Below are 17,175 nucleotides of genomic sequence, written 5' to 3' on the forward strand. Positions count from 1 at the left end.
GCCCACGCACGTGGGCAGAGCACGAGCACGCCGAGGACAGCAGTCGTGCCCACGACGCCCGGGAGCCGGCCCGGTCGGCTCCCCCGGGCCTGCGCGGCCCCGGACCCCGCGTCAGCCGGCCAGCGACTCCGGTTCGCGGTCGCCGACCTCGTCGGTGGGCGGCTCCATCCGGCGCAACACCTCCGAGGCGCTGGCCCCGGTGGCGTCCATCGTCTTCTTGACCTTGGCGCCGTAGACGTCGACGTACTCCTGCGCCGACAGCGTCATGATCTCGTACATGATCTCGTCGGTGATCGACCGCTCGACGAACCGGTCGCCGGCCAGCCCCTCGTAGCGGGAGAAGTCCAGCGGCGCGCCGAAGGTGACGCAGACCTTGGGCAGCCGTTTGCCCACCAGGGGCAGGGACCGCGGCCGGTAGACCATCGCCACCGGCACGACCGGGACCCCGGTCTCCAGCGCCATCCGGGCCACCCCGGTCTTGCCGCGGAACAGCCGCCCGTCGGGCGAGCGGGTGCCCTCCGGGTAGATGCCCAGCAGCTTGCCCTCGCGCAGGATCCGCAGGCCGGTGCGGATGGCGTTCTCCGCGGCCGAGGCGTTGGTGCGGTCGATCGGCACCTGGCCGGCCCCGGTGAAGAAGGCCCGCTGGAGGAAGCCCTTCACCCCCGTGCCGGTGAAGTACTCGGACTTGGCCAGGAAGGTGACCCGGCGGCGCAGCGACAGCGGCATGAACACCCAGTCCGCCGCCGACAGGTGGTTGCTCGCGAGGATCGCCGCACCCGTGCGCGGGACGTTGTCCACCCCCCGGGCCTGCGGCCGGAACACCAGCTTCACGACCGGGCCGATCGCCACGAACTTGAGGAACCAGTAGAACAACACGCCTCCCTCTGGGGCTGCCAGACTAGGGAGCCCGGTGGCGGATGGACAATCGCAGGTCCGCCTGGCCGGTGCAGCTCTGCCCGCCCCGCCGGTCGGTCCGTGCCGCCGACGCCCCCAGGAGGACCAGCCGTGCCCACTGACGAGGCACCCGCCGCGGTGCGGCCCGGCGCCGAGCCGTTCGCCCTCCCCGGCGGGCCGGGCGGTGCCGGCACGGGCGTGCTGCTGGTGCACGGCTTCACCGGCTCGCCGTTCAGCATGCGGCCCTGGGGCGAGCACCTGGCCGCGGAGGGCTTCCCCGTCCGGGCGCCGCTGCTGCCCGGCCACGGCACCCGCTGGCAGGACTGCAACCTCACCACCGAGCAGGAGTGGATGGCCGCCGTCTCCACGGCGTTCGACGAGCTGGCCGCCGAGTGCGACCGGGTGGTGGTCGCGGGGCTGTCCATGGGCGGGACGCTGGCGATCCGGCTGGCCGAGCTGCGCCCGCAGGAGGTGGCCGGCCTGGTGCTGGTCAACCCCTCGCTGCTGACCGAGCGCCTCGACGCCAAGCTGCTCCCGGTGCTGGCCCGGCTCACGCCGAGCTGGAAGGCGATCGCCAACGACATCAAGAAGCCCGGGGTCGACGAGCGGGCCTACCCGAAGCTGCCGACCCGCGCGGTGCTCGGGCTGCGGCGGCTGTGGACGGCGACCCGCGCCGACCTGGGCCGGGTCACCGCGCCCCTGCTGGTGTTCCGCAGCGTCACCGACCACGTGGTGGAGCCGGCCTCGGTGCGGGTGCTGCTCGCCGGCGTGGCCAGTCCCGACACCACCGAGGTGCTGCTCGAGGACAGCTACCACGTGGCCACCCTCGACAACGACGCGCCGCGCATCTTCGCCGGCTCGGTGGACTGGATCCGGGAGCGGACGCCCGCGCTGGAGGCCGGGGCGTGACCGGCCGGCGGGGACGGCGCGACAACGGGCTGGACGCCGCGCTGTGGACCCCGGTGCGCGACGTCGACCCGCGGGTCGGTGAGCACCTGCTGGACGTGCTGAGGGTCGCCGGCATCGCCGCCTACCTGGAGCCCTCGGCCGACGTCGAGCCCTACACGCGCTCGGTCTCCCTGCCCAGCCCGCCCACCGACCGCATCTTCGTGGACCGGGCGCGCTCGGCCGAGGGCCGCGCCCTGGTCGAGGAGCACGTCGACGAGCACGTGCAGGAGCGGACCCACGCGCAGCGGGCTCCCCGGCGCGACATCGACGAGGACGCCGAGTGGGCCCGGATCGTGGCCGCGTTCGAGGCCGAGCACGGCCGCACGGTGGTCGACGAGGAGCCGTCGTCGGCCCCGCCGCCGGCACCGGCCGAGCCGGAGGTCCTCGACCGGCCCGACGAGCACTTCGAGCCGCCGCCGCCCCCGCCGGTGCCGGCTCCGGCGCCCGCCTCGCTGTACGCCGTGCTGCTGATCGCCGCGGGCGCGGTGCTCATCGTGGCGCCGCGGGCCCTCGGGCTGTCGGTCGACGTCGGCCTGGTGCTCGGCGTGGCCGCCGTCGTGGGCGGCGTCGGGGTGCTGGTGTCGCGGATGCGGGACCGCACGACCGACGACGGGGACGACGGCGCCGTCGTCTAGCGGCCCCCTCCCGGGTCCCGCGCCGAGCTTGCGAGGGGCGGGGAGGAGGGGGTCCTTTCGCTAGCCTGCGACAGGTGGGCGCCGCACCGCACTCCACCACCGTCCGGCTGACCGGCCACCTGATGGACACCGGCATCCTGGCCCGGGTCCTCGACGACGTCCTCGAGTACGGCGGGGACTACCGCATCGAGGCCCTCGACCTCGGCCGCCAGCACGAGGACGAGTCCCGCGCCACCGTCGAGATCAAGGCCGCCGACCCCGACCTGCTCGAGCGCATCGTCATGCGGCTGCAGACCCACGGGGCCAACACCGTCGACCCCGGGACGGCGACCCTGCGCCCGGCTCCGGCCGACGGCGTCTTCCCCGAGGACTTCTACTCGACGACCAACCTGGACACCTTCGTCCGGCTGGACCGCGAGTGGCTGCCGGTGGACCGCGCCGAGATGGACTGCGGGCTGGTGGTCAGCGAGGCCGGCGGGCGCACGGTCGTCCGCACCGTGCCGGTGAGCGACGTGCGGGCGGGGGACGCCGTCGTGTGCGGGGCGCACGGGGTGCGGGTGGAGATGCCCCCGGCCGTGGCGCGCGGGGACGAGGAGGCCTTCGGCTTCATGTCCTCGATCGCGTCGAGCGAGAAGCCGCAGGTGGTGCTGGTGCGGCAGATCGCGGAGCGGATGCGCGAGGTGAAGGCGGCCGGGCGCAAGGTGCTGTGGGTCGGCGGGCCGGCCGTCGTCCACACCGGTGCCGCGCCGGCGATGGTCCGCCTGGTGGAGGCCGGCTACGTCGACGTCCTGTTCGCCGGCAACGCGCTGGCCACCCACGACATCGAGTCCGCGCTCTACGGCACATCCCTGGGCGTCGACCTGGCCAAGGGGTCCGGGGTGCCGCACGGGCACGAGCACCACATCCGGGCCATCAACACCGTCCGGCGGGCCGGCTCGATCGCGGCGGCCGTGGAGTCCGGCGTCCTGACCGGCGGGGTGATGCACGCGATGGTGCGGGCCGGCAAGCCGTTCGTGCTGGTCGGCTCGGTCCGCGACGACGGCCCGCTGCCCGACGTGTACACCGACGTCGTCGAGGGTCAGCGGGCGATGCGCGCCGAGCTGCCCGACGTCGGCTTCGCGATCATGGTGGCGACGATGCTGCACGCGATCGCGACCGGGAACATCCTGCCGGCGTCGGTGCCGCTGGTGTGCGTGGACATCAACCCGGCGACGGTGACCAAGCTGGCCGACCGCGGAAGCGCCCAGGCGATGGGGATCGTCACCGACATCGGCCTGTTCCTCGAGCAGCTCGCCCGCGAGCTCACCTGAGCGGAGTGCCACGGGCGCGGGAACCGCGCCGTGGCACTCCGCCGACGTCAGTCGTCGCCCTCGGAGACGGCGCGGCGCACCAGGTCGGCGGCGCCGACCAGCCCGGCCTGGGCGCCCAGCCGGGCGGCGACCACCTGCGGCCCGGGGCGGAAACCGCGGCCCGGCAGCGCCCGATCCAGCCGCTCGCGCGCCGGGCCGAGCACCATCTCGCCCAGCACGCTCACCCCGCCGCCGATGACCACCACCTCGGGGTCCAGGACGGCGGCCAGGTCGGCGATCCCCTGCCCGAGCCAGTGCCCCACCTCGGCGAGCAGCTCGAGCGCCAGCGGGTCCCCCTCGGCGGCGGCGCGGGCGACGTCCTCGCCGGTCAGCCGGTCGGCGTCGCCGTCCACCCGCTCCAGCAGCAGCGCCGCCGCGGCCGGGGAGCTGCGGGCCACCTCCCGCGCGGTGTGGCCGAGCGCGGTCCCGCTGGCGTACTGCTCCCAGCAGCCGCGGTTGCCGCAGGCGCACAGCCGGCCGTCGGGGACCACGCGCATGTGCCCCCACTCCCCCGCGACCCCGTGCGAGCCGCGCTGCAGCCGGCCGCCCATCACGATCCCGCCGCCGATGCCGGTGCCGAGGGTGATCATCAGCGCGAGGTCGGCGCCGGCGGCCGCGCCGAAGCGGTACTCGGCCCAGGCCGCGGCGTCGGCGTCGTTGCCGACCCACATGGGCCGCTGCAGCCGCGTGGCGAGGTCCTTGCGCAGGGTGGAGTTCCGCCAGGCCAGGTGCGGGCTGAACAGCACGGTGTCGCCGGTGCGGTCGAACCAGCCGGCCGCCCCCACGCCGACGCCGACGATCGGCCCGCCGTGCCACAGCGCGAGCTCCTCTACCACGGCGACGATCGCGTCCTCGGTCTCGCTGACCGACGCCCCCGGGGTCGCCCGGCGCGCGGTGGCGAGGACGGTGCCGTCGGGCGCCACCACACCGCCGGCCACCTTGGTGCCGCCGATGTCGATGCCCAGCGCGGGCAGGCCGGCGGCGGCCGGGTCGCGCGGGGTCCGAGGCGCGGTCACTCAGGCGATCTCGACGCGCTGGACCGGTGAGGCGGTCCCCGCGGGCGGCGGGGGCGGTGCCGCCGCTGTCCCAGCCGCCGTCTCCGTGCCCGTCTCCGCGCCGGCCGCGGTCTCCGCCACCGTCTCCGTGCCCGTCTGCGCCCCGGCCGCGGTCTCCGCCGCCGTCCCGGTGCCCGGCTGCGCGTCGGGGCCCTCCGCGGGAGCCTCCCGCCCGCCCTCGCTGAACGACCGCAGGGCGGCGGCCGCCGCCCCGAGGACGTCGGCCAGCGCGGCGGTGACCTCCGGCCGCTCGCCGCGCACCACGGCCGCGACCTGGCACACCGGGCACCACCGGCAGTCGGCCGGGTGGCCGCCGTCCGCCGCGCCACCGGCGCCCTCCCGCAGCGTCGAGCCCAGGGTCTCGCCCAGGCCGGACACCAGCCGTCGGGCCTGCTCGACCCAGGCGGGTCCGTCGCTCATGTCGTGCTCCCCTCGGCGGCCAGCAGCGAGGCCGGCCACTGCTGTGGATCGGGTGTGAAGGTGACCGCGAGCCGCGCCCGCGCGGTGCCGGCGTCTTCCAGGGTGGCGGCAGTGACCAGGCAGCGGCGCAGCAGGGCGTCGAGCCGGATCGACCGGCGCGCCCCCGCCACGGTGACCACGAGGTCGTCCTCCCAGCGGGTCAGTTCCAGGCCCGCGCGCTCGGCGAAGGGCAGCGGCAGCACCAGCCTGCGGCCGTCCTCCCCCCGCTCGGTCACGGAGGTCACCGGGTCGGCCGGTCCGGCGTCGTGGTCCTCGGGGAGGAGACCGGCGAGCGCGGCGGGCTCCCGCGGCGCCTCGGCGGCCTCCTCGATCCGCCGCACGGGCGCGAGCTCTGCGAGAGCGGCGAGCGCGGCGTCCTGCTCGGCGGCGCGGCGCGCCCACCACTCCCCCGCCCCGCCGCCGGGCAGCACGCGGGCCAGGACGGCGGTCGGCCGCTGGCCGTGCAGGGCCAGCGCCGTCACGGCCGACCGCAGCGCTGACACGGCCGCGGGCCGCGCCGTGGCCACCAGGCGGACCTCGGTGACGGCCGGATCGGTCAGCTCCAGCCCGGCGAGCAGCTCCTCCAGGACCGGCACCGCGTCGAGGGCGGCGTCCACCGGCCCCCGCTTGACCGCTCCCGATCGGACGGCGGCGGTGCGGACGGCGCCCAGCACGCGCAGCCGCGTCGGCAGCGCCTGGTCCAGCCACCAGCGCAGCACGCCGGGGAGCGCGACCAGCCCGGCGCCCGAGGGCAGCGGACCGGCGTCGACGACGACGGTGTCGGCCTCGGCCGCGCGGACGGCCCGGCCGAGGCGGGCCAGCAGGGCCAGCTCACCGGCGCCCGGGAGGGGCACCACGGAGCTGGGCGGGGGCAGCGCCACCCCGGGGACGGCGTCGCCGACCTGCGCGGCCACCGTCGACCACAGGCCCTCCAGCGCACCCAGCGGCTCCACCGGGTCGACGGTGAGGCCGGGGACGGCGTCGGGAGCGACCGGGCGGGCGCCGGGACGGGACAGCAGCAGGGTGCGCCGCCCCGAGCGGGCGGCCCGCACCGCGGCCGCCGCGGCGAGGGTGGAGGTACCGGCCCCACCGGGACCGGTGAGGAGCAGCGTCCGCACGGTCCGGTCAGCCCTCGACGCGCTTCTTGAGCTCCTTGAGAGCCGTGTCGAGGATGACCTTCTCCGCCTTGCGCTTGAACATGCCCAGCAGCGGCAGGTGGGTGTCGATGGTGATCCGGTAGGTGACCTCGGTCCGGCCGCCACGCTCGTCGAGGCTGTAGGAGCCCTCCTGGCGCTTCTGCATCTGGCCGGTCACCAGCTGCCAGGACACCCGGCGGTCGTCGTCCCACTCGTACTCGAGGACGTAGTCGTCCTTGACCATCCCCGCGTCGAGCACGAAGCGCACGCGCCGGGCACGGCCGTCGGGCCCGGTCTCGACCACCTCGACCTGCTTGGCCGCCGCCACCCACTGGGGATAGGCCGGGAAGTCGGCGATGACGGCCATGACGTCCGACGCCGGGGCGTCGACGGAGATCGACTGGGTGGACTGCTCGGCCATGCGCAGCAGGCTAACCGGTCCGGTTCCGGCGGCCCGTCCCGAGCACGGGCGCCTGCTACTCACCGGTAGCGGGCAGCGGATAGATTTGGCGCACGTCCGCGACCCGGACCGCAGGCGACGGTGCCGTGGCCGGGCGGGAGGAGAGGACCAGGCGTGCGCGAGTTCAGCGTCCCGGCAACGACCGAGGTGGGCCCCGACGAGGCCCTCCCCGACCTGCTCGCCACCAACGTGGCCGAGCACGGCGACGAGGTGGGTCTCCGGGTTCGCCGCGAGGGCCGCTGGCACGACGTCACGTGGCGCCAGTTCGGCGCCGAGGTGACCGCCGTCGCCAAGGGCCTCGTGGCCTCCGGCGTGCAGGCCGGCGACCGCGTCGCGCTGCAGGCCAAGACCCGCTACGAGTGGACCGTCCTCGACTTCGCCATCTGGGCCGCCGGCGCCGTCGTCGTCCCGGTCTACGAGACCTCCAGCGCCGACCAGGTCGCCTGGATCCTCGCCGACTCCGGGGCCCGGGCCGCGGTCGTGGAGCGCCCCGAGCACGCCGCGGCCGTCGAGTCGGTCCGCGACCAGGCCCCGGAGCTCGGCCCGGTGTTCGTCATCGACGACGACGCCCTGGGCGCCCTGACCGCCGCCGGCGCCGACGTCCCCGACGCCGAGCTCGGTGCCCGGCGGGCGACGCTGCGCTCGTCCAGCCTGGCCACGATCATCTACACCAGCGGCACCACCGGCCGGCCCAAGGGCTGCGAGCTGACCCACGCGAACTTCCTGTTCGAGATCGGCAACGGCATGTCGCTGCTGAGCCGGTTCCTCAACGCGGAGGGCTCGCTGCTGCTGTTCATCCCCCTGGCGCACGTGCTCGCCCGCGTGCTGGAGGTCGGGGCGGTCAAGACCCGCACGGTCATCGGCCACACCCCCGACGTGTCCCACCTCGTCGAGGACCTCGGCGCCTTCCGGCCGACCTTCGTGCTCGCCGTCCCGCGGGTGTTCGAGAAGGTCTACAACCAGGCCAAGGCCAAGGCGGAGGGCGACGGCAAGGGCAAGGTGTTCGACAAGGCCGCCCAGGTGGCCATCGCCTGGTCCCGCGCCCAGGACACCGGCGGCCCGGGCCTGGCGCTGCGCGCCCAGCACGCGGTGTTCGACAAGCTGGTCTACGGCAAGCTGCGGGCGGCGCTCGGCGGCCGGTGCATGGGGGCCGTCTCCGGCGGTGCTCCGCTGGGCGAGCGGCTGGGCCACTTCTTCCGCGGCATCGGCGTCACCGTCTACGAGGGCTACGGCCTCACCGAGACCACCGCGGCCGCCGCCGTCAACCACGACGCCGCGTTCCGCATCGGCACCGTGGGGCGCCCGCTGCCCGGCGTCGAGGCCGCGATCGCCGACGACGGGGAGATCCTCATCCGCGGCGGGATCGTGATGCGCGGCTACTGGCAGAACGAGCAGGCCACCGCCGAGGCGATCGACGCCGACGGCTGGTTCCACTCCGGCGACCTCGGCGACATCGACGGCGACGGCTTCATCCGGATCACCGGGCGCAAGAAGGAGATCCTGGTGACCGCGGGCGGCAAGAACGTCGCCCCGGCGGTGCTCGAGGACCGGATGCGCGCCCACCGGCTGATCAGCCAGTGCATCGTCGTCGGTGACCAGCGGCCGTTCATCGGCGCGCTGATCACCCTCGACGAGGAGGCGCTGCCCGGCTGGCTGGAGTCCAAGGGCAAGCCGGCCGACACCAGGCCCGAGGCGCTCACCCAGGACGCCGACGTCCTCGCCGAGATCGAGACCGCCGTGGCCGAGGCCAACAAGGCGGTGTCGAGGGCCGAGTCGATCAAGAAGTTCCGGGTGCTCGCGTCGGACTTCACCGAGGCCAACGGGATGCTGACCCCGAGCCTGAAGCTCAAGCGGGCCGTGGTCATGAAGGAGTTCGACGACGAGGTCGAGGCCCTCTACCAGAGCTGAGCGCCGCTGAGCCCCGTCCCGCCGTGCGTGGGGCGGGGCTCAGCGCCGTCCGGGCTCGAGCAGGGCGGCGAACGTGTCGGCGATCGTCTTCCACGACCACCGCTGCTCCACCCACGCGCGGCCGGCCGCGCCCATCCGGCGGGCCCGGTCGGGGTCGTCGAGCAGACCGGCGATCGTCGCCGCCACCCCCTCCGGCGACCGGGGGTCGGCGACCACGTGGCCGGTCACGCCCTCCCGCACCGTCTCCGGCGCGCCCCCGGACGTCCCGGCCACGACCGGCCGCCCGCACGCGGCCGCCTCCAGGTAGACCATGCCCAGCCCCTCGACGTCCAGGCCGCCGCGGCGGGTGCGGCAGGGCATGGCGAACACGTCACCGGCCGCGTAGTGCGCGGGCAGCCGGTCCGGCGGCACCGGCCCGGTGAGGACGACGGAGTCCCCGAGTCCCCGCGCGGCGACGGCCCGGCGCAGCGAGGCCTCCAGCGGCCCGCCGCCGACGAGCAGCAGCCGGGCGTCGGGGTGGCGCTGCAGCACCCGGGGCCACCCGGCGACCAGCACGTCCTGCCCCTTGCGGGCGACCAGCCGGGAGACGCAGACGACGACGGGCGCCGCGCCCAGCCCGTACCGCTCCCGCACCGCCGCGCCGTCGGCGCCGGGGGTGAACAGGTCGACGTCCACCCCTGGCGACAGCTGGGCCATGCGGACCGCACCACCCAGCGCCGGCGCCAGCCGCTGGTGGGTGTACTCGCTGATGTAGGTGAGGACGTCGAGCCCGCCGGCGATCCGCCGCATCACCTGCCGCGCCCCCGGCAGGGCGACCCAGCCGGTCTCGTGGCCGTGGGTGGCCCCCACCAGGTGCCCGACACCGGCGGCCCGCAGCGCGGGGGCCAGCAGTCCGAGCGGCGCCGCGGCCCCGAAGAAGGCCGTGTCGCAGCCGTACCGCCGGGCCAGGTCGGTCGCGGCCCGCGCCGCGCCGGGGGTCGGCAGCAGCATCCCGGTCGGCCGGCGGACCACCGGGTAGGGCAGCGCGGCGTCGTACTGCTCCCACCCCGGCGACCGGGAGGCGAGCACGACCAGGGAGTCCGGCGGCCGCCGGGCCAGCAGCGACGCGACGAAGGTCTGGATGCCGCCCTGCCGCGGGGGGAAGTCGTTGGTGACGACGAGCGTCCTCACCCGGCCTCCTGCAGGCGCTGCCAGTCCTCGGCGAACGCCACCCGCTGCGGCCCGGTGGGGTGCGAGCCGAAGAACCACTGCCAGGCCGCGGGCGGGTCGGGGTCGGAGAGGTTGCTGGCGGCGAGCCGGTCCTGCATGGCGACGAAGGCGTCGGCGTCCCCGGTGAGGTCGAGCGCGTGCAGGTCGGCGCGGGCCTCGACGTGCCGGGAGACCAGGTTCTGCACCGGCGTGGCGACCAGCGAGCCCACGGCCACCAGCAGCAGGGCCAGCGGGACCACCCGCGGGTCGCCGGGGCCGTCCACCCCCGCCAGGCGCAGCAGCGGGGTCCACGACAGCAGCCAGCCCAGCGCCGCGACCGAGGCGGCCGCGCCGAGCGCGCCCATCAGCGTGCCGGTGAGGACGTCGTCGGCGCTGACGTGGCCGAGCTCGTGGGCCACGATCGACTCGATCTCGGCGTCGGGGAGCTGGTCGAGCACCGTGTCGTACACGACGATCCGCCGGGTCGAGCCGAAGCCGGAGACGTAGGCGTTGAGCGCCGTGGTCCGCCGGGAGGCGTCGGCGACGAGCACGTCCGCGACCGGGGTGCCGTTCTCCTCCGCCAGCTCGAGCAGGTCGGTGCGCAGCTGCCCGGCCGGGAGCGGGTCGAACCGGTTGAACGCCGGCTCGATGAGCACCGGGTAGAGGAAGGACCCGACGACGACGAACCCGGCCGCGACCAGCGCCGCCCAGGCCCACCAGGTGCCGGGGGCGTGCCGGGCCAGCCACACCAGCGCGAGCAGGACCCCTGCGGTGACCGCGGCCGAGATCGCGGTGGAGACGGCGACGTCGCGGAACCACAGCGCCCAGCTGCGGGTGGACAGCCCGTACCGGTGCCGCACCGTCTCCCCGTACGCGGCGAACGCGAGGGTGACCAGGCGGCCGGCCACCACGAGGGCGACCGTGCCGAGCAGCACCTGCCAGGCCCAGCCGCCGCCCAGCGGCCGGGCGACCGCGGTCACCAGCCCGCGGCCCAGCGGGGTCAGCGCCAGGACCGCGGACGCCACGAGGCTCAGCACCAGGGAGGCGAGGGAGGCCGGCCGGAGGGACGCGGCGAAGGACTCCGCCCGCTCGGCGACCCCCGGCGGCAGGCCCGCCCCCGGGCGGACCGGTGTGCGTCCCCCGGGCGGGTCGGGCAGCAGCGTCCACGGCGTCCGGACGACGATGACGACGACGAGCGCCACCCCGAGGACCACCGCGACCAGCAGCGCGGCCCGGCGGGCGCTCACCCGGCCGATCCTAGGAGGACCACCTGCCCCCCACCGTGTAAGGACCCCGTCCTCCTCACCCTTCGCCAGCTCAGGGCGGGACCCGGGACGGGGCCGGCGGCGGCCCGGCAGGGGGCCGCGGGGGTCCGGGGCGGGGCGCCAGCTGGCCCCGACAGGGGGCCGGACGCGCGTCGGGCCGGTGACCTCCGGGAGGTCACCGGCCCGCTGCCCTGCCGCCGGTCGCTAGGCGATGCGGCGCATGGCGGTGATGCCGCCCATCGAGTCCACGCCGACCACCTTGACCGGCTGGCCCGACGTGGAGGCGTGCACCATCTGGCCGTTGCCGATGTACATCGCCACGTGGCTGACCGGGCTGTAGTAGAAGATCAGGTCGCCCGGCTGCAGGTCGGCGCGGGACACCGCGCGGCCCATCGTCGACTGCATGCGGCTGGAGTGCGGCAGGCTGATCCCCGCCGCGGCGTACGCGTACTGGGTCAGGCCGGAGCAGTCGAAGGCGTTCGGCCCACCGGCGCCCCAGACGTAGGGGTCCCCGACCTGGGCGAGCGCGGTGTCGACGGCGGCCTGGGCCGAACCGCTGGCGGCGGGCGCCGGCGCGGGCGCGGCCACGGCCTGGCCGGCGTGGGCCGTGACGACCTCCTGCTGCTGCGGAGCCGACAGCGCCGCGTACTGCGCCTGGTAGTCGGCGATGTCCGCCTCGAGCTGCGCCTGGCGGGCGGTGACGTCGTCCAGGGTCGCCTGCGCCTGGACCCGGGCGGCGTCGGCCTCCTGCTGGGCCCGCTCGGCCGCGGCGGCGCTCTCGGCCACGTCGGCCAGGACGTCGTTGGTGTGGCCGGCGATCGCGTCGAGGGTGGCCAGCGACGACACGAAGTCCTCGGGCGAGTCGCTGGTCAACAGCAGGTCCAGCTCGTGCATCCCGTCACCGCTGGTGAACGCGGTGCGGGCGACCTGGCGGATCTGGCCGTCGAGGGCGCCGAGCTGCTCGCGGGCCGCCGCGGCTGCCTGGTCAGCGGCCTCGACCGCGGCCTGCTGCTGGGCCAGCGCCTCGCGGGCGTCGTTGACCTGCTCGGTGACGACCTCGAGGTCGTGTCCGGCCTGTGCGACGAGCTGGGCCGCCTGGGCGGCGCTCGCGGCGCGCTCCGGATCCGCGGCGGCGGTCCCCGGCAGGAGGGTGAGGGCGAGGGTCGCGGTGGCGCCCACGACGAGCCCGCGGCCGAGGCGGCGGGGCAGCGTCGGGCGGCGGAAGGCCACCGGGAGGTCGGAGTGGATCTGGTCGAGCGCATGCCCCAGGGCAGGGCGGGGGGTCGCCACGGTCGGCGGCTCTCCGTTTCTTCCTCAGCAACCGCCTACCGAGTTAGCTGACGGGTTCGGGCTGGGAAGACGTGCCCTATCTCTGCGCGCCGGCGGGCCGGCGCGTGTGCCCCGGCGGACCGGCGCACGCGAGAACTCACCCCAGTGCTGCGGTGGGTCCCCGGTTCCCCCTCGGCGCCACGGGGACGCGTCGGGCGATTCGGCGGTGCCCGGCCGAGGTCACCTCTCTGCGGGCGACGACCACCCGGTCGGACCGGCTCACCGTACGGGCGTGATGAAGTTGTGACAAATGGGGCCAGCGGGAACTGTGGGGACATCCACAGGATCGCCCGGCCCGACACGCCGCCGGGATGGACCCCGCGCCCGCCTGCGGGTGACCCGGCCGCACGGGCCGGGTCACCCGGTGCGCCGCCGGCCCCGCCCGGCCCCACCCGACCGCTCTTCCGGCTCGGCCTGGTGCCGCAGCGGCGGCACGAGACCACCCTCGGCCAGGGCCCTCACGGCGCGACGCTCCACCTCGTCGAACTCCACGACGACGCCCGGGCCCGGGACGACGCCGTCCCCGGTCGCGTCCGCGCCGCGCCGCGCGGTCATCGGCACGACGGTCGGGTCCTCGGTCCGCCAGCCCGGCGGCGCCCCCAGCAGCACGGTGACGACGCAGTCGGCACAGCCGGTGCCCCGCACGGTGCAGGTCTCGCAGTCGATCAACATGGCCCACTCCTCACCCGGCCGACCCCGGTCGTGGAGGCCCTCCATGGCCTCGGTCGGTCCGGCTGGCACGGTAGGGACGGCCACCGACAGTTCCGTGCGCCCGCGCGGTGCCCGCCGTCCGCGCGGCGTCCCGGGGCGGTCGCGATCCGGCCGGGACCCGGCGCGCGTCCCCGGGACTGTCACTGGCCCGACCTACCGTCCGCCCCGTGCCGTCCTCCCTTCCCCGGCAGGTGCCGCTCTCCCCCGCCCACCTGGCCGGGACGGCCGCGCGAGCCGCGGCGGGCCTCCCCCGCTACGAGCAGGCCACCATCGACGAGCTGGGCACCCCGCTCGCGGAGGTGACGTTCGTCGTCGTCGACCTGGAGACCACCGGGGGCTCCCCGAAGGACAGCGCGATAACCGAGATCGGCGCGGTGAAGGTCCGCGGCGGCCGGGTCCTCGGAGAGTTCCAGACCCTCGTCGACCCGGGCTGCGCGATCCCGCCCTACATCAGCGTGCTGACCGGCATCACCACGACGATGGTCGCGGCCGCCCCCCGCATCGGCGCGGTGCTGCCCAGCTTCCTGGAGTTCGCCCGGGGTGCCGTCCTCGTCGCCCACAACGCCCCGTTCGACCTGGGCTTCCTCAAGGCGGCCTGCGCGGAGAACGGCATCCCCTGGCCCGCGGCGGCCTCGGTCGACACCGCCGTCCTGGCCCGCCGGCTGCTCACCCGCGACGAGGTGCCCAACTGCAAGCTGGCCACCCTCGCGCCGTTCTTCCGCGCCGACGCCGAACCGTGCCACCGCGCCCTGGCCGACGCCCGCGCCACGGTCGACGTGCTGCACGGCCTCTTCGAGCGGCTGGGTCCCCTCGGCATCACCACGCTGGAGGAGCTCACCACCCTCAGCCGCCAGGTCGACCCGGAGCGGCTGCGCAAGCGCCACCTGGCCGACGCCGTCCCGACCGGCCCGGGGGTCTACGTGTTCCGCGGCCCGCGGGACGAGCCGCTCTACGTCGGGACGTCGAACGACCTGCGCAGCCGGGTGCGCAGCTACTTCACCGCCGCCGAGCAGCGCAGCCGGATCACCGAGATGGTCGCGCTGGCCCGGCGGGTCGACGCGATCCCCTGCGCGCACGACCTCGAGGCCGCCGTCCGGGAGCTGCGGCTCATCGCCGAGCACAAGCCGCGCTACAACCGGCGCTCCCGGTTCCCCGAACGGGCGCTGTGGGTGCGGCTCACCGACGAGCCCTTCCCGCGCCTGTCGGTGGTCCGCCGGGTGCGCCCCGGCGCCGGGGTGTTCCTCGGCCCCTTCCCCGACCGGCGGGCCGCGGACGCCGCCGTCGCCGCCGTCCACGAGTCGCTGCCGCTGCGCCAGTGCACCGGCCGGCTGTCGCTCAAGGTGCTCGGCACCGCCTGCGCGCTGGCCGGGATGGGCCGCTGCGGCGCGCCCTGCACCGGCGCCCAGTCGGTCGACGAGTACGCCGAGATCGCCGGCGTGCTGCGCGCCGCGGTCGCCGCCGACCCCGAGGCCCTGCTCGCACCGCTGCTGGCCCGCGTCGACAGGCTCGCCGCCCAGGAGCGCTACGAGGACGCCGCCGTGCTCCGCGACCGCGTGGCGGTGCTGGTGCGGGCGGTGCGCCGGCGCCAGCGGCTGGAGTCGCTGGCCGCGGTCGCCGAGCTGGTCCTCGCCCGCCCGGACGGCGAGGGCGGCTGGCAGCTGTCCGTCGTCCGCCGGGGCCGCCTGGTGGCCGCGGGCTGCGCGCCGCGGGGCGCCTCCGTTCGGGCCACCCTGGCCGGACTGCTGGCCACGGCCGAGACACCGCTGGGTCCGGACGACGAGCTGGCCGCCTCCGTCGACGAGACCGAACTGGTGCTGCGCTGGATGGAGAAGCCGGGCACCCGGCTGGTGCAGGTCACAGGCACCCTCGCCTGCGCCGCCCCGGGCACCGGGAGCTACACCGCGTTCCTCGACCGCGTGGAGGCCGGCCACGCCGACCGCGACCCGTTCGCCGACAGCCGGCCACTGGGCACGCGGGCCCGCCCCGACCGGGTCTCCCCCGGCTCGCGCGCCGCCGTCGGGCGGACCGGGGCCCGGCTAGCATCCCCGGCGTGATCACCGCCATCGTCATGATCGACGCGGCCACCGACTCGATCCCCGAGGTGGCCGAGGCCGTCGCCGACCTCGAGGGCGTCAGCGAGGTCTACTCGGTCGCGGGGGACGTCGACCTCATCGCGGTGGTGCGGGTCCGCGAGTTCGAGCAGGTGGCCGACGTCGTGGCCGGCCGCATCAACAAGGTCCCCGGCGTCCTGGAGACCGGCACGCACATCGCGTTCCGCGCGTACAGCCGGCACGACCTCGAGGCGGCCTTCTCCATCGGCTTCGACTCCGCCGACTAGCTCCTTCAGCCGCGCAGTGACCGGCTGACGCTCACCCAGCGCTCGAGCTGCTCCTGCGCGCGCCCGTCGTCGACCGCCGCCGCGGCCCGCTCCACCCCGGTCGCGAGGACGTCGTGCAGCCGCCCGGCCCGCTCGTCGAACGAGGCGAGCGCGGCGGCGGCGTTGAGCAGCACCGCGTCGCGGACCGGCCCTCGCTCCCCGGCCACCACCCGCCGGAAGACGTCGGCGTTGAACGCCGGGTCCCCGCCGCGCAGCGCCCCGGGCGGAGGGGTCTCGATGCCCAGCGCCGTGGGGTCGAGCCGGTCGGGCTCGACCTGCCCGTCGCGGACCACCCACACCGACGAGGTGGTGGTGGTCGTGAGCTCGTCGAGGCCGTCGTCCCCCCGGAACACCAGGCCCCGCATCCCCCGCCCGGCCAGGACGGCGGCCAGCACCGGCGCCATCCGGGCGTCGGCACAGCCGATGGCGGCGGCCACCGGCCGCGCCGGGTTGGCCAGCGGGCCCAGGAAGTTGAAGACCGTCCCGACGCCCATCTCCCGGCGCGGGACCGCGGTGTGCCGGAACCCCGGGTGGAAGACGGGGGCGAAGAAGAAGCCGATCCCGGCCTCCCGCACGCAGGCGGCCACCGCCTCCGCCGGGAGGTCGATCACCACCCCGAGCGCCTCGAGGACGTCCGCCGCCCCGGACGACGACGACGCCGCCCGGTTGCCGTGCTTGGCGACCGGCACCCCGGCCGCCGCCGTCACCACCGCGGCCATCGTGGAGATGTTGACGGTGTGCGCCTGGTCCCCGCCGGTGCCGACGATGTCCACGCACGCCAGCGGGAGGTCCACCGGCGTGGCCCGCTCCAGCATGGTGGCCGACAGCCCGGCCACCTCCTCGGGCGACTCACCCTTGGCGCGCAGCGCGATGGCGAACGCAGCGATCTGCGCCGGGGTGGCCTCACCGGCCATGACCTCGCGCATGGCCCAGGCCGCCTCGTCGACGCCGAGGTCCTCGCCCGCCAGCAGCCGGGTGAGCAGCGCGGGCCAGGTGGGCGTGCCGACGGTCACCGGCGCGTCGCCGGCCGGCGTCCCACCCGGTCCCGCAGCAGGTCGGCGACGACGGACGGCGCGGTCAGCGGGTCGATCGGGAACGGCAGCGTCGCGTCGGCCAGCGACCAGTGCGCCAGCCAGCGGTCGGGCTGCCGGGCGATGAGCACGCAGACGGCGGGCCGGTCGGCCACCTCGACGGTCAACTGACGGCTCAGCGCCAGTCCCCCGGTCGGCTGCGCCTCGCCGTCGAGGATGCACAGGTCGACGCCGCCGCCGTCCACGGCCTCGACGACCTCCTCGCCCGTGGCGCACTCCACCCACGTCAACGGGCCGACATCGGCCGCCGGCCGCCGTCCCACCGCGGTGCGGACGGCGGCCCGGACCTCGGGCCGGGAGCTGTAGACGAGGACGGTTGCCGGTGCGTCGCTCACGGCCGCAGCCTAGTGGCAGGTCGCACCGCTCCCGG

At 76.1% G+C, this 17,175-nt stretch carries 17 protein-coding genes and 1 riboswitch; of the genes, 6 read left to right on the top strand and 11 right to left on the bottom strand.

The window, feature by feature from the left end; genetic code table 11:
• Positions 1 to 111 precede the first annotated feature (111 nt).
• Complete coding sequence (locus tag ACI79D_RS20500; protein WP_456920327.1) at positions 112 to 876, bottom strand: lysophospholipid acyltransferase family protein; 765 nt, start codon at positions 874 to 876, stop codon at positions 112 to 114.
• Positions 877 to 1,005: 129 nt separating this feature from the next.
• On the opposite strand from ACI79D_RS20500, the gene ACI79D_RS20505 reads away from it, so the two are divergent.
• The 3 genes from ACI79D_RS20505 (at position 1,006) to ACI79D_RS20515 (ending at position 3,787) form a co-directional block, all read left to right on the top strand.
• On the top strand, positions 1,006 to 1,803 hold the full coding sequence (locus ACI79D_RS20505; RefSeq protein WP_456920328.1) for an alpha/beta hydrolase: 798 nt from the start codon (positions 1,006 to 1,008) through the stop codon (positions 1,801 to 1,803).
• Positions 1,800 to 2,477 (top strand): hypothetical protein, encoded by a 678-nt coding sequence (locus ACI79D_RS20510; protein ID WP_456920329.1) that lies wholly within the window; start codon positions 1,800 to 1,802, stop codon positions 2,475 to 2,477. The genes ACI79D_RS20505 and ACI79D_RS20510 overlap by 4 nt, the downstream gene beginning before the upstream one ends.
• 74 nt (positions 2,478 to 2,551) lie before the next feature.
• Positions 2,552 to 3,787: an ornithine cyclodeaminase, nickel-pincer nucleotide-dependent gene (locus tag ACI79D_RS20515; RefSeq protein ID WP_456920330.1), complete on the top strand. Its 1,236-nt coding sequence runs from the start codon at positions 2,552 to 2,554 to the stop codon at positions 3,785 to 3,787.
• A gap of 47 nt (positions 3,788 to 3,834) precedes the next feature.
• On the opposite strand, the gene ACI79D_RS20520 is transcribed toward ACI79D_RS20515, so the two are convergent.
• From ACI79D_RS20520 to ACI79D_RS20535, 4 genes are read right to left on the bottom strand one after another with little or no spacing between them, the layout of a single operon-like run.
• The gene (locus ACI79D_RS20520) at positions 3,835 to 4,842 is read right to left on the bottom strand and encodes an ROK family glucokinase (protein WP_456920331.1); all 1,008 of its coding nucleotides are present in this window, start codon (positions 4,840 to 4,842) and stop codon (positions 3,835 to 3,837) included.
• Complete coding sequence (locus ACI79D_RS20525; protein ID WP_456920332.1) at positions 4,843 to 5,301, bottom strand: hypothetical protein; 459 nt, start codon at positions 5,299 to 5,301, stop codon at positions 4,843 to 4,845.
• Positions 5,298 to 6,458: an ArsA-related P-loop ATPase gene (locus ACI79D_RS20530; RefSeq protein ID WP_456920333.1), complete on the bottom strand. Its 1,161-nt coding sequence runs from the start codon at positions 6,456 to 6,458 to the stop codon at positions 5,298 to 5,300. Before ACI79D_RS20530 ends, ACI79D_RS20525 begins: the two co-directional genes overlap by 4 nt.
• A 7-nt stretch (positions 6,459 to 6,465) precedes the next feature.
• Positions 6,466 to 6,897, bottom strand: a complete 432-nt coding sequence (locus tag ACI79D_RS20535) for an SRPBCC family protein (protein WP_456920334.1) — start codon at positions 6,895 to 6,897, stop codon at positions 6,466 to 6,468.
• A gap of 153 nt (positions 6,898 to 7,050) precedes the next feature.
• Between ACI79D_RS20535 and ACI79D_RS20540 the strand changes: the two genes are divergently transcribed.
• Positions 7,051 to 8,844 carry an AMP-dependent synthetase/ligase gene (locus ACI79D_RS20540; protein ID WP_456920336.1) on the top strand — a complete coding sequence of 598 codons (1,794 nt, stop codon included), beginning with the start codon at positions 7,051 to 7,053 and terminating at the stop codon, positions 8,842 to 8,844.
• A gap of 39 nt (positions 8,845 to 8,883) precedes the next feature.
• On the opposite strand, the gene ACI79D_RS20545 is transcribed toward ACI79D_RS20540, so the two are convergent.
• From ACI79D_RS20545 to ACI79D_RS20560, 4 genes are all read right to left on the bottom strand, one after another.
• On the bottom strand, positions 8,884 to 10,014 hold the full coding sequence (locus ACI79D_RS20545) for a glycosyltransferase family 4 protein (protein ID WP_456920337.1): 1,131 nt from the start codon (positions 10,012 to 10,014) through the stop codon (positions 8,884 to 8,886).
• Positions 10,011 to 11,279 carry a M48 family metallopeptidase gene (locus tag ACI79D_RS20550; protein WP_456920338.1) on the bottom strand — a complete coding sequence of 423 codons (1,269 nt, stop codon included), beginning with the start codon at positions 11,277 to 11,279 and terminating at the stop codon, positions 10,011 to 10,013. The genes ACI79D_RS20545 and ACI79D_RS20550 overlap by 4 nt, the downstream gene beginning before the upstream one ends.
• Before the next feature lie 222 nt (positions 11,280 to 11,501).
• Positions 11,502 to 12,587 carry a C40 family peptidase gene (locus ACI79D_RS20555; protein WP_456920339.1) on the bottom strand — a complete coding sequence of 362 codons (1,086 nt, stop codon included), beginning with the start codon at positions 12,585 to 12,587 and terminating at the stop codon, positions 11,502 to 11,504.
• Positions 12,588 to 12,603: 16 nt separating this feature from the next.
• Positions 12,604 to 12,774: riboswitch (cyclic di-AMP (ydaO/yuaA leader) on the bottom strand.
• Between the two features lie 209 nt (positions 12,775 to 12,983).
• Positions 12,984 to 13,298, bottom strand: a complete 315-nt coding sequence (locus ACI79D_RS20560; protein ID WP_456920341.1) for a hypothetical protein — start codon at positions 13,296 to 13,298, stop codon at positions 12,984 to 12,986.
• Positions 13,299 to 13,504: 206 nt separating this feature from the next.
• Here ACI79D_RS20560 and ACI79D_RS20565 point away from each other — a divergent pair, with 206 nt between their 5' ends.
• Together ACI79D_RS20565 and ACI79D_RS20570 are read left to right on the top strand one after the other, a co-directional pair.
• Positions 13,505 to 15,391 carry a DEDD exonuclease domain-containing protein gene (locus ACI79D_RS20565; RefSeq protein WP_456920342.1) on the top strand — a complete coding sequence of 629 codons (1,887 nt, stop codon included), beginning with the start codon at positions 13,505 to 13,507 and terminating at the stop codon, positions 15,389 to 15,391.
• Positions 15,388 to 15,675 (top strand): Lrp/AsnC family transcriptional regulator, encoded by a 288-nt coding sequence (locus tag ACI79D_RS20570; RefSeq protein ID WP_456920343.1) that lies wholly within the window; start codon positions 15,388 to 15,390, stop codon positions 15,673 to 15,675. The genes ACI79D_RS20565 and ACI79D_RS20570 overlap by 4 nt, the downstream gene beginning before the upstream one ends.
• A 5-nt stretch (positions 15,676 to 15,680) precedes the next feature.
• Here the strand turns inward: ACI79D_RS20570 and trpD are convergent, their stop codons facing one another.
• Both trpD and ACI79D_RS20580 read right to left on the bottom strand, forming a co-directional pair.
• Positions 15,681 to 16,727, bottom strand: coding sequence for an anthranilate phosphoribosyltransferase (trpD, locus tag ACI79D_RS20575; protein WP_456920344.1), 1,047 nt, complete (start codon positions 16,725 to 16,727; stop codon positions 15,681 to 15,683).
• A complete protein-coding gene (locus tag ACI79D_RS20580; protein WP_456920345.1) occupies positions 16,724 to 17,140 on the bottom strand; it encodes a hypothetical protein in 417 nt (138 codons plus the stop codon). The genes trpD and ACI79D_RS20580 overlap by 4 nt, the downstream gene beginning before the upstream one ends.
• Between the last annotated feature and the right edge of the window lie 35 nt (positions 17,141 to 17,175).

It is taken from the genome of Geodermatophilus sp. SYSU D00708 (genome assembly GCF_054050115.1).

What these genes read in the sequence shown, in the direction of transcription:
- ACI79D_RS20525 (WP_456920332.1), bottom strand. Translation starts at nt 5,301, where the DNA reads ATGAGCGACGGACCCGCCTGGGTCGAGCAGGCCCGACGGCTGGTGTCC.
- ACI79D_RS20535 (WP_456920334.1), bottom strand. Translation starts at nt 6,897, where the DNA reads ATGGCCGAGCAGTCCACCCAGTCGATCTCCGTCGACGCCCCGGCGTCG.
- ACI79D_RS20560 (WP_456920341.1), bottom strand. Translation starts at nt 13,298, where the DNA reads ATGTTGATCGACTGCGAGACCTGCACCGTGCGGGGCACCGGCTGTGCC.